The sequence below is a fragment of the Frateuria flava genome, assembly GCF_017837635.1.
In the GTDB taxonomy this organism is placed as follows: Bacteria; Pseudomonadota; Gammaproteobacteria; order Xanthomonadales; family Rhodanobacteraceae; genus Frateuria_A; species Frateuria_A flava.
Genome location: NZ_JAGJRS010000034.1, coordinates 272688 through 282930, shown reverse-complemented (window position 1 = coordinate 282930; position 10243 = coordinate 272688). Strand labels below are relative to the sequence as shown.

Genomic DNA, 10243 nt, shown 5'->3' with positions numbered 1-10243 from the left:
GCGCCCAAGGGCGCTCCTACACTCATTTGGGCAAGGCGTAGGCGATCAGCGAATCGCCGATCTTCGTACCCAGCGAACGGTGCCCGCCGGCCATCACCACCACGTACTGCCGCCCGGTGCGATCGGACACGTAGGTCATTGGCGTCGCCTGCCCGCCGGCCGGCAGACGTGCCTGCCACAGTTTCTTCCCGGTACGCACGTCGTACGCACGCAGGTAGGAGTCCAGCGTGCCGCTGAGGAATGCCACGCCGCCGGCGGTGACCATCGGCCCGCCCAAGCTCGGTACGCCCAGCGGCAGCGGGATGCCGAACGGCGCCTGGTCCTCGATGGTGCCGTTCTTGTGCATCCAGACTTTCTTCATGGTGGTCAGGTCCACCGCGGCCAGGTAGCCCCATGGCGGCGCCTGGCAGGGCACGCCGAGGGGCGACAGCAGTGGATGCAGGTCGACGGCAAACGGCGTGCCCTTCATCGCCTGCAGGCCGTATTCGCTGCCGTCGCCCTTCATCTCCTTCGCTTCCTCGCGCGGGTACAGCTTCGAGACGAACGCCATGTAGCTCGGATTGAGGATGGCGACCTGGCGCACCGGGTCGATGGCGATGCCGCCCCAGTCGAAGATGCCGTAGTCGCCCGGGTAGATCAGCGAGCCCTGCACCGAGGGCGGGGTGAAAATGCCGTCGTAGCGGTACTGGCGGAAGGTGATGCGGCAGATCAGCTGGTCGTAGGGCGTGGTGCCCCACATGTCGGCCTCGCGCAGCCGCCGCTCGGGCATGAACGTGAGCGCGGAGAACGGCTGGGTCGGCGAAACGTGATCGCCGGGCGCCGCGCCCTGCGGCACCGGTCGCTCGGGCGTGGGAACGATCAGATGGCCGTCGCGACGGTCCAGCACATAGATGTCGCCGCGCTTGGTCGAGGCCACCAGCGCCGGCACCCTGCCCGCCGGCGTGTCCAGGTCCACCAGCGTCGGTTGGCCACCGATGTCCATATCCCACAGGTCGTGGTGAACGGTCTGGTAGACCCAGCGCACCTGGCCGGTGGCGATGTCCAGCGCCACGATGGAACTGCTGTACTGCTCGCCCTGCGGATCGCGTCGACCGCCCCAGATGTCCGGCGTCTGGTTGCCCATCGGCAGGTAGACCAGGCCCAACTTCTCGTCGACGCTGAACACGCTCCACGCATTGGGGGAGTTGCGGATGTACGTCTGCCCCGGCGGCAGCGGCCGGGTCTGGTGCGGCTCGGACGGGTCCCAGTTCCACAGCAGGCGACCGCTGTCGATGTCATAGCCGCGGATCACGCCCGAGGGCTCGTCGGTGGACGCGTTGTCGGTGACGCTGGCGCCCACGATCAATACGTGGCGGGTGACCGTCGGCGGCGAAGTCGGGTTGAGGTAGCCCGGCTTCTTCACCGGCTGGTCGTGGTACAGGCCGATCGTGCCGTTGTCGCCGAAGTCGCGGCATGGCTGGCCGTTGTCGGCGTTGATCGCCACGATGGTGGCGTCCGCGGTGGGCGCGAAGACCCGCCGTGGGCAGGTGTCGACCTTGATCGCGGTCGGCGCCACCGCGCCATGCGGCGTCGGCGCGGAAGCCGCGGCCGCCAAGGCACTGTCCGCCGGCAGGCCCATCGCCGCCGACTGCGCGGCATAGGCACCGGAGTCGTAGTAGGCCAGGCCGCGGCAGATCATGTGCTGGTAGTTCTTCGCATCGCGGTTGATCTTCGGATCGAACCGCCAGATTTCCCGGCCGGTATCGGGATTGAGCGCGATGACGATGTTGTGCGGCGTGCACAGGTAGAGCATGCCGTTGGCCTTGAGCGGCGTGACCTCGTTGGCGATCTCCTTCGGGTCACCCGGGCCGGGAAAGTCGCCGGTGTGGAAGGTCCAGGCCACCTTGAGCTGGTCGACGTTCGTCGGAGTGATCTGCGCGGCCGGCGAATAGCGGTCGCCGTAGCCGGAATGGCCGTAGGCGATCCAGTCGTCCGGTGGCGTAAAGGGCGCGGGCGCCGTGCCGGCGGCCTCCATGCGGGCGGCCGCGACCTCGCCCGGGTGGTCGTGCGGCGAGCGGAACAGCGACACCACGCCCACGATCAATGCGATTGCCACGGTGACGCCGATCGCCCAGCGCCCGCCGCGAAGCGAGCGGTCCGGCGCCGCACGGTGCGCGGCATCGACGGGTCCCAGTCGCCGGTTGACGAACGGAAGCCACAGCCACAGCGCCAGGACAAACCACACGTCCAGTCGCGGCAGCAGCTGCCACCAGTCCAGCTGCACCTCGGCCACTGCCCAGGCGGTGCTGCCAAGCAGGATCAGCGCATGGAGCCACAACGCCAGCGTGCGTCCCAGCGCCAGCAATACGCCGGTGATCACCAGGCCCAGCCCGACGAGCAGGTAGTACCAGGAGCCGCCGAGCGCCATCAGCCAGACGCCGCCAGCGGCAAGCGCGAGGCCGAGCAAAAGGAAGACGACGCCGGTAACGAACAACAGCGGACCGGAACGAGACAGGCGGGCCAAGGCTTTTCTCCCGGGAGCGCGGCGCATGCTGCCGCCAAGAACTCCCGGTATAACACCCGATCCGCCGAGGCTTCGTTGACGCAAGAAAAAGGCCGGCAATGCCGGCCTGGAATTGGCGCCCCCGATACGATTCGAACGTACGACCTTCCCCTTAGGAGGGGGACGCTCTATCCAACTGAGCTACGGGGGCGAGGCGCGGATTTTGGCATGGATGGGCCAGTGGCGCGATTCCCCTGACCGATCGCGCTCCGTTTGTCCCCCTCCGCCTGCCGGCATCTTCCCCGCTAACGGGCGAAGGCTCACCCGACCCCACCCGCAGACAGAAGCTCCGTACCGCGATCCTTCCGCCGCGAGCGGGGGAAGGATCGAGGAGGGCGGATGGGGGCAGCCTTGCCTCAGCCCCGGCAAAGCCCGCTGACCCACCCTGCTAGAATGGTCGTTTCGCAATAGTCCGGCGCCCTCGTAGCGCCCGATCCAAAGGAGTCACGCATGTCCCACGATATTCTCAAGGCGCTCGGCCTGGGCGAGTCGCAGTCCGGTACCTATCTCGGCCAGGGCGAATGGTCGAAGACGACCGACGCCGGCACGCTCCAGCCGCAGAACCCGGCCACGGGCGAGGTGATCGCCTCGGTGCATGCCTCCAGCGCGGCCGACTACGAGACCATCGTCAAGCGCGCGCAGGAAGCCTTCAAGGTCTGGCGCACCACCCCGGCGCCGCGTCGTGGCGAGGCCGTGCGCCTGTGTGGCGAGGCGCTGCGCAAGCACAAGGATGCGCTCGGCTCCCTGGTCGCGCTGGAGATGGGCAAGATCAAGCCCGAAGGCGACGGCGAAGTGCAGGAAATGATCGACATCGCCGACTTCGCCGTGGGCCAGAGCCGCATGCTGCACGGCTACACCATGCACTCGGAGCGCCCGGGCCACCGCATGTACGAGCAGTACCAGCCGCTGGGCCTGGTCGGCATCATCAGCGCGTTCAACTTCCCGGTCGCGGTGTGGGCCTGGAACGCCATGCTGGCCGCCGCCTGCGGCGACATCTCGATCTGGAAGCCTTCGCCCAGGACGCCGCTCTCGGCGATCGCCACCATGAAGATCTGCAACGAGGCGCTGAAGGACGCCGGCTTCCCGGACATCTTCTTCCTGTTCAACGACGCCGGTACCGAGCTGTCGCAGGCGTTCGTCGACGACAAGCGCATCCCGCTGATCAGCTTCACCGGCTCGACCAAGGTCGGCCGCATGGTCGGCGAGCGCGTCGCCCATCGCATGGGCCGCTCGCTGCTGGAGCTTGGCGGCAACAACGCGATCATCCTGGACGAAACGGCGGACCTGAAGCTGGCCATCCCGGGCATCGTGTTCGGCGCCGTCGGCACCGCCGGCCAGCGCTGCACCACGACCCGCCGCCTGTTCGTGCACGAGTCGATTTTCGACAATGTCCTCGATACGTTGGTCGGCGCGTACAAGCAGGTCGAGGGCAAGATCGGCGACCCCACCCAGGCCACCACGCTGATGGGCCCGCTCAACAGCCCCGAGGCGGTGAAGGCTTACCTGGCGGCCATCGAGAAAGCCAAGGCTGCCGGCGGCACCGTGCGCACCGGCGGCGCGGCGCTGACCGACCGCAAGGGCAACTTCGTGCTGCCGACCATCATCACCGGGGTGAAGAACTCCGATGACGTCGTGCAGACCGAAACCTTCGCGCCGATCCTCTACGTGATGCCGTTCAAGACGCTGGACGACGCGATCGAGATGCAGAACGACGTGCCGCAGGGCCTGTCCTCGGCAATCTTCACCAACAACCTGCGCGCGGCCGAGCAGTTCCTGTCGGCGGCCGGTTCGGACTGCGGCATCGCCAACGTCAACATCGGCACCTCCGGTGCCGAGATCGGCGGCGCGTTCGGCGGCGAGAAGGAAACCGGCGGCGGCCGCGAGTCCGGTTCCGACGCATGGAAGGTCTACATGCGCCGCCAGACGAACACGATCAACTACTCCGACGCGCTGCCGCTGGCGCAGGGCATCAAGTTCACGGTGTAAGAAGCCCGTTCTCCCCCGGCCCAGCCGGGGGAGAACGACCTTTCGCATATCCGCCACCGGCGGCCTGCCCGACCCATGCCACCGTCCCGGACGCCGCCAGGCGCCGGAACGACGCCCTCGATCGGTGCCTGGTGCCACAATCCCCATGGATTCCCGCGTTCGCGGGAACGACGTCCAGGTAGTTCGTCTTTTCCGGCCGACAGACCCTCGCGAGGACAGCCGCCATGAACGCACCGCCTCCCGCCCATCGCAGCACCAGCGCCACGGCGGTCGTCAGCCTGGTCTTCGGTGTCCTCACCTGGTTCCTGCTGCCGGTCATCGGGGCGGTAGTGGCGATCGTGTGCGGTCACCTCGCGCGCAGCGAGATCCGTCGCTCGCAGCAGGGCATGGAGGGTGACGGGCTGGCGATCGCGGGCCTCGTACTGGGTTACGCCCAGCTCGTACTGGGCGTACTCCTCGTGGGCTTCCTGACGATCGCGCTGATGTTCGGCCTGTCGATCGGCCTCTCCCACTGATGGCCGAGGGCGCGTTCGATTTGGTCGGCTACCGCGTGCTGGTCGCCGGGGCCAGCAAGGGCATCGGCCGGGCCATCGCGCTGGCGTTTGCGCGCGCCGGGGCTGCGGTGTCGATCTGTGCGCGTGGCGAGCAGGCGCTGGAAGCGACGCGGCAGGAGCTGCTCGCACTCGGCCCGGCCGCCCACGCGGCCCGTTGCGACCTTGCCGACCCGCAGGCGATCGTCGCCTGGGTCGACGCGGCCGCGGCCACGCTCGGCGGCGTCGACGTGCTGGTCAACAACGCCAGCGGCTATGGCTTCAGCGACGAGGACGAAAGCTGGGTGCGCGGTTTCGAGGTGGACCTGATGGCCGCCGTGCGCGCCTCACGCGCCGCCCTGCCCCACCTGGTGGCCTCGCCGCACGCCTCGATCCTGCACACCAGCTCCATCGCCGCCTTCCATCCGCGCCGCCAGGGTGCGCCGTACGCCGCAGTGAAGGCGGCGCTCAGCCAGTACACCACCTCCCAGGCGCTTGCGCTGGCCGAGCGGCGCATCCGCGTCAACGCGATCGCCCCGGGTTCCATCGAATTCCCCGACGGGCTGTGGGACCGCCGCCGTCGCGACGAGCCGGCGATCTACCAGGCCACGCTCGCGAAGATCCCGTTCGGCCGCCTCGGCGCGCCGGAGGACATCGCCCATGCCGCCGTGTTCCTCGCCTCGCCCTATGCCGCCTGGATCACCGGCCAGACACTATGTGTGGACGGCGGCCAGGGCCTCAACGGATAAGCCATGTACGACCACATCCGCCCGCTGCTGTTCGCGCTCGACGCCGAGACCGCGCACCGGCTGACCCTGTACGCGCTGGGCGTGGCCCATCGCAGCAACCTGGGCCGCTTCGTCGCCACGCCGCCGGACGACCTGCCGGTCACCGTGTCCGGTATCCGCTTTCCCAACCCGGTCGGCCTGGCCGCCGGGCTGGACAAGAACGCGGCGCACATCGACGAGCTGGGCGCGCTGGGCTTCGGTTTCGTCGAGGTCGGCACGGTGACGCCACGCCCTCAGCCGGGCAACCCGAAGCCGCGCATGTTCCGCCTGCGCGACCACGAGGCGATCATCAACCGGCTCGGCTTCAACAATGAGGGTGTCGATGCGCTGGTGCGCAACGTCGAGGCGTCCAGTTACCGCGGCGTGCTGGGCATCAACATCGGCAAGAACAAGGACACTCCCAACGAGCGCGCGGTCGACGATTACCTGTTCTGCCTGGAGCGCGTTTACCGCCACGCCAGCTACGTCACGGTCAACATTTCCTCGCCCAATACCCAGGGCCTGCGCGACCTGCAGGAAGAAGCCACGCTGCGCCGCTTCATCGAGACGCTGCGCGAGGCGCAGGAGCGCCTGGGCAGCCAGGCCGGCGCACGCAAACCGATGTGGCTGAAGATCGCCCCGGACCTGGGCGAGGCCGAGCTCGACGGCATGGCCGAGGTGCTGCGCACGACCGGCATCGACGGTGTGATCTGCACCAATACGACGATCGACCACAGCGCGGTGGCAGGCGACCCGCACGGGCAGGAAGCCGGTGGCCTCTCGGGCAGGCCGTTGTTCGCCCGCTCCACCGACGTGCTGCGCGGCATGCGCGCGCGGCTCGGGCCGGCGATGCCGATCGTGGGCGTGGGCGGCATCCTCGATGGCAGCGATGCGGTCGAAAAGCTCGAGGCGGGCGCGCACCTGGTGCAGGTGTATTCGGGACTGATCTACCGCGGACCACGCCTGGTCGCCGAATGCGTCGACGAGATCCGCCGCCAGCGGGAAGCGGCGCATGCTGGCTGAGCGCATCGACATGGGCGGCTACACGTTGATCGAGAACGCGCCCCTGGTCACGCGCAACACGCTGCGCGTGGCGGCCCGCGCGCGGCTGCTGGCCGAGATACGCGACGCGGCCAGACTTCCGGAACTGCTCGACTTCCCCGCCGTGCGCAACGGCCCGCTGCTGGCGCTGGGCGAAGGCAGCAACCTGCTGCTGACCGGCGACTTCGAGGGCACGGTAGTGGCCATGGCCACCCGCGGCGTGCAGGTCGAGCAGGATGGCGAGGTCGCGCGCATCGCGGTCGCCGCCGGCGAACGCTGGGACGACTTCGTGCGCTGGACGCTGGGCCAGGGCTTTGCCGGGCTGGAGAACCTGATCCTGATCCCCGGCACGGTCGGCGCCGCGCCGATCCAGAACATCGGCGCCTACGGCACCGAGGTCGCCGAGTTCATCGAGAGCGTGGAAGCCTGGGACCTGCAGGAGCGCCGAGTCGTCTCGCTGGACAACGCCGCCTGCGCCTTCGCCTATCGCTACTCGCTGTTCAAGCGCGAGCCGGGCCGCTACATCGTCACCGCGGTGCGCTTCGCCCTGCCCCGTACGCACGCGCTGCGCCTGGACTACGCCGGCATCCGCGAGGAGCTGGCGCGCATGGGCGTGGACAAGCCCGCGCCCTTCCACGTCGCCGAAGCGGTGGTCCACCTGCGCACGCGCAAGCTGCCCGATCCGGCCGTCATCGGCAACGCCGGCAGCTTCTTCAAGAACCCGGTCGTCGAAGCGGCGCTGGGCGAAGCGCTCAGACGCGAGCATCCCGAACTGGTTGCCTGGCCCGGCAGCGACGGCCGCTGGAAACTCTCTGCCGCCTGGCTGATCGAAGCCGCCGGCTTCAAGGGCTACCGCGAGGGTGACGCCGGCATCTCCAACCGCCATGCGCTGGTGCTGGTCAACCACGGCCACGCCAGTGGCGCCGAGCTCTGGGCACTGGCACAGAAGGTGATCTCGGGGGTCGAGGCGAAATTCGGTGTGCGGCTGGAGTCGGAGCCGGTGGTGGTTTGAGGCAAGGCCTCCCATCCGCCCTCCGGGCACCTTCCCCCGTGGAACGGGGGAAGGACCAGCGCCATCCCACCTACCGAGCCTTCCCTCATTTACGGGGAAGGACCACGACCATCCCACCTACCGAGCCTTCCCCCGTTTACGGGAAGGTGCCGACAGGCGGATGGGGGAAGCCCTGCCTCAGCGCATCAACGCCGCGCCTTCGACAGCAGCCGCAGAATCTCCATGTACAGCCACACCAGCGTCACCATCAGGGCAAACGCGCCGTACCACTCCATGTACTTCGGCGCACCGGCCTGCGTGCCGCGCTCGATCAGGTCGAAGTCCAGCGTCAGGTTGAGCGCCGCCAGGCCAACCACTACCAGGCTGAAGCCGATGCCCAGCAGCCCGGACTCGTGGATGAAAGGCACTTGCACGCTGGTGAACGCCCGCAGCCCGATGTCGACCAGGTACAGCAGCACGATGGCGCCGGTGGCCGCGACCACCCCGGTGCGGAACCGGTCGGTGACCTTGATCACCCGCGTGCGATAGAGCCCCAACATCACCGCCAGCACGCCCGCGGTCAGCATCACCGCCTGCAGCACGATGCCCGGGTAGCGCAGCTCCATGTAAGCCGAGATGCCGCCGAGCGCGAAGCCCTCGGCAATCGCGTACAGCGGCGCGGTGATGCCTGACCACTGGCGCAAAAAGGTGCTGGCCATCGCGAGCAGGAAGCCGACGATCAAGCCGCCCCACATGAACGGCGAGATGGCCGCGATGGCGCCGGCGACATCGCCGGCGGCAGCCAGCGCGTCGAAGCGGCGCCAGGTCCAGCCGCCGGTCACCACGGCCAACAGGAGCAGCAGCCCGGCCTTGGCCACCGTGCCGCTCATCGTCATGCGATCGCCTTCGGCGAACAGGCCCTGGAAGGTGTTCTCGCGCAATACGGGATTGCTGGAGCGCATGGATTCCCTCTTTCGTGTGTTCGCGCGCGGCGCGGAGGGCGCCATCCTAGCGCGCGGCAAGCTTGCGCGGGCGCGGCCGGTCCAATTCGGGCAGGAACACGGTGATCAGTCCCATCAGCGGCAGGAACGCGCACAGGCGGTAGACGTACTCGATGCCGTGCGCGTCGGCGAGCTGGCCCAGCACCGCCGCGCCGATGCCGCCCATGCCAAAGGCAAAGCCGAAGAACAGGCCCGACACCATGCCTACGCGCCCCGGTAGGAGTTCCTGCGCATAGACCAGGATCGCCGAGAACGCCGAGGACAACACCAGCCCGATCACCACGCTGAGCACGCCGGTCCAGAACAGGCTGGCGTGCGGCAGCAACAGGGAGAACGGCGCCACGCCGAGGATCGAGATCCAGATCACCGCCTTGCGCCCGATGCGGTCGCCGACCGGGCCGCCGATCAGCGAGCCGGCCGCCACCGCGAACAGGAACACGAACAAGTGCGTCTGCGCGCTCTGCACCGACACGCCGAAGCGGTGGATCAGGTAGAAGGTGTAGTAGCTGGAGAGGCTCGCCAGGTAGAAATACTTGGAGAAGATCAACAGCCCCAGGATCACCAGCGACAGCACCACGCGGTTGCGCGAGGGCATCACCCGCGCGTGGTGCCGGCGCGAACCGTTGCGGCTGGCGTGATGCAGTCGGTACCAGGCGCCCACCTTCACCAGCACGGCGATCGCCAGCAGCGCGGCCAGCGAGAACCAGGCCACGCTGCCGCGCCCGTGCGGCACGATGATCCAGGCCGCCAGCAGCGGACCCATCGACGCGCCGGTGTTGCCGCCAACCTGGAACAGCGACTGCGCCAGCCCGTGCCGTCCGCCCGAGGCCATCCGCGCCACACGCGAGGCTTCCGGATGGAACACCGACGAGCCGGTGCCGACCAGCGCGGCGGCAACGAGCAAAACGGGAAAGCTGGGCGCCACCGCCAGCAATAGCAATCCGCACAGGGTGAAGCCCATGCCGACCGGCAGCGAGTACGGCATCGACCGGCGATCGGTCGCCACGCCCACCAGCGGCTGCAGCAGCGACGCGGTGATCTGGTAGGTCAGCGTGATCAGCCCGACCTGGCCGAAGCTCAGCGCGAAGCCACTTTTGAGGATCGGGTAGATCGCCACGATCAGCGACTGGATCATGTCGTTGAGCAAATGCGAGAAGCTGATGGCGCCGAGCACGGCAAAGGCGGTGCGCGGCTCCGCGGGCAAGGCGGCGGCGACGGGTTCGGCGCGGGTTTGCATCGGGCGGGGTCCGGGGGGAGCGCGGCCTGGAGCCGCGGCGCGCACTCTAGAGCCTGGGGCAGTCGTTCGTATACCGCCTTGCGGCCGATTTGGTGGGGTTGTCTGTGCGGTTCCCCGCAAGGCCTCCCCCATCCGCCCTTCGGGCACC

The 10243-nt window shown here is 68.6% G+C and carries 8 protein-coding genes and 1 tRNA gene; 5 read left to right on the top strand and 4 right to left on the bottom strand.

The annotated features are described in order from the left end of the window. Positions 1–22 precede the first annotated feature (22 nt). The gene (locus J7I44_RS16285; RefSeq protein WP_245188234.1) at positions 23–2503 is read right to left on the bottom strand and encodes a glucose/quinate/shikimate family membrane-bound PQQ-dependent dehydrogenase; all 2481 of its coding nucleotides are present in this window, start codon (positions 2501–2503) and stop codon (positions 23–25) included. Between the two features lie 113 nt (positions 2504–2616). Next, positions 2617–2693, bottom strand: a tRNA-Arg gene (locus tag J7I44_RS16280). Between the two features lie 299 nt (positions 2694–2992). On the opposite strand from J7I44_RS16280, the gene amaB reads away from it, so the two are divergent. From amaB to murB, 5 genes are all read left to right on the top strand, one after another. Continuing rightward, positions 2993–4528, top strand: a complete 1536-nt coding sequence (gene amaB, locus J7I44_RS16275; RefSeq protein ID WP_209623163.1) for an L-piperidine-6-carboxylate dehydrogenase — start codon at positions 2993–2995, stop codon at positions 4526–4528. A 224-nt stretch (positions 4529–4752) separates the two neighbouring features. Then, complete coding sequence (locus J7I44_RS16270; protein ID WP_209623161.1) at positions 4753–5043, top strand: DUF4190 domain-containing protein; 291 nt, start codon at positions 4753–4755, stop codon at positions 5041–5043. Then, on the top strand, positions 5043–5807 hold the full coding sequence (locus J7I44_RS16265) for an SDR family NAD(P)-dependent oxidoreductase (protein WP_209623159.1): 765 nt from the start codon (positions 5043–5045) through the stop codon (positions 5805–5807). The genes J7I44_RS16270 and J7I44_RS16265 overlap by 1 nt, the downstream gene beginning before the upstream one ends. Before the next feature lie 3 nt (positions 5808–5810). Further along, positions 5811–6848 carry a quinone-dependent dihydroorotate dehydrogenase gene (locus tag J7I44_RS16260; RefSeq protein WP_209623157.1) on the top strand — a complete coding sequence of 346 codons (1038 nt, stop codon included), beginning with the start codon at positions 5811–5813 and terminating at the stop codon, positions 6846–6848. A gap of 10 nt (positions 6849–6858) precedes the next feature. Further along, the gene (gene murB, locus J7I44_RS16255; RefSeq protein WP_245188263.1) at positions 6859–7878 is read left to right on the top strand and encodes a UDP-N-acetylmuramate dehydrogenase; all 1020 of its coding nucleotides are present in this window, start codon (positions 6859–6861) and stop codon (positions 7876–7878) included. A 185-nt stretch (positions 7879–8063) separates the two neighbouring features. On the opposite strand, the gene J7I44_RS16250 is transcribed toward murB, so the two are convergent. Continuing rightward, on the bottom strand, positions 8064–8819 hold the full coding sequence (locus J7I44_RS16250) for a Bax inhibitor-1/YccA family protein (RefSeq protein ID WP_209623152.1): 756 nt from the start codon (positions 8817–8819) through the stop codon (positions 8064–8066). A gap of 46 nt (positions 8820–8865) precedes the next feature. After that, positions 8866–10095, bottom strand: a complete 1230-nt coding sequence (locus J7I44_RS16245) for an MFS transporter (RefSeq protein ID WP_209623150.1) — start codon at positions 10093–10095, stop codon at positions 8866–8868. Positions 10096–10243: the final 148 nt, after the last annotated feature.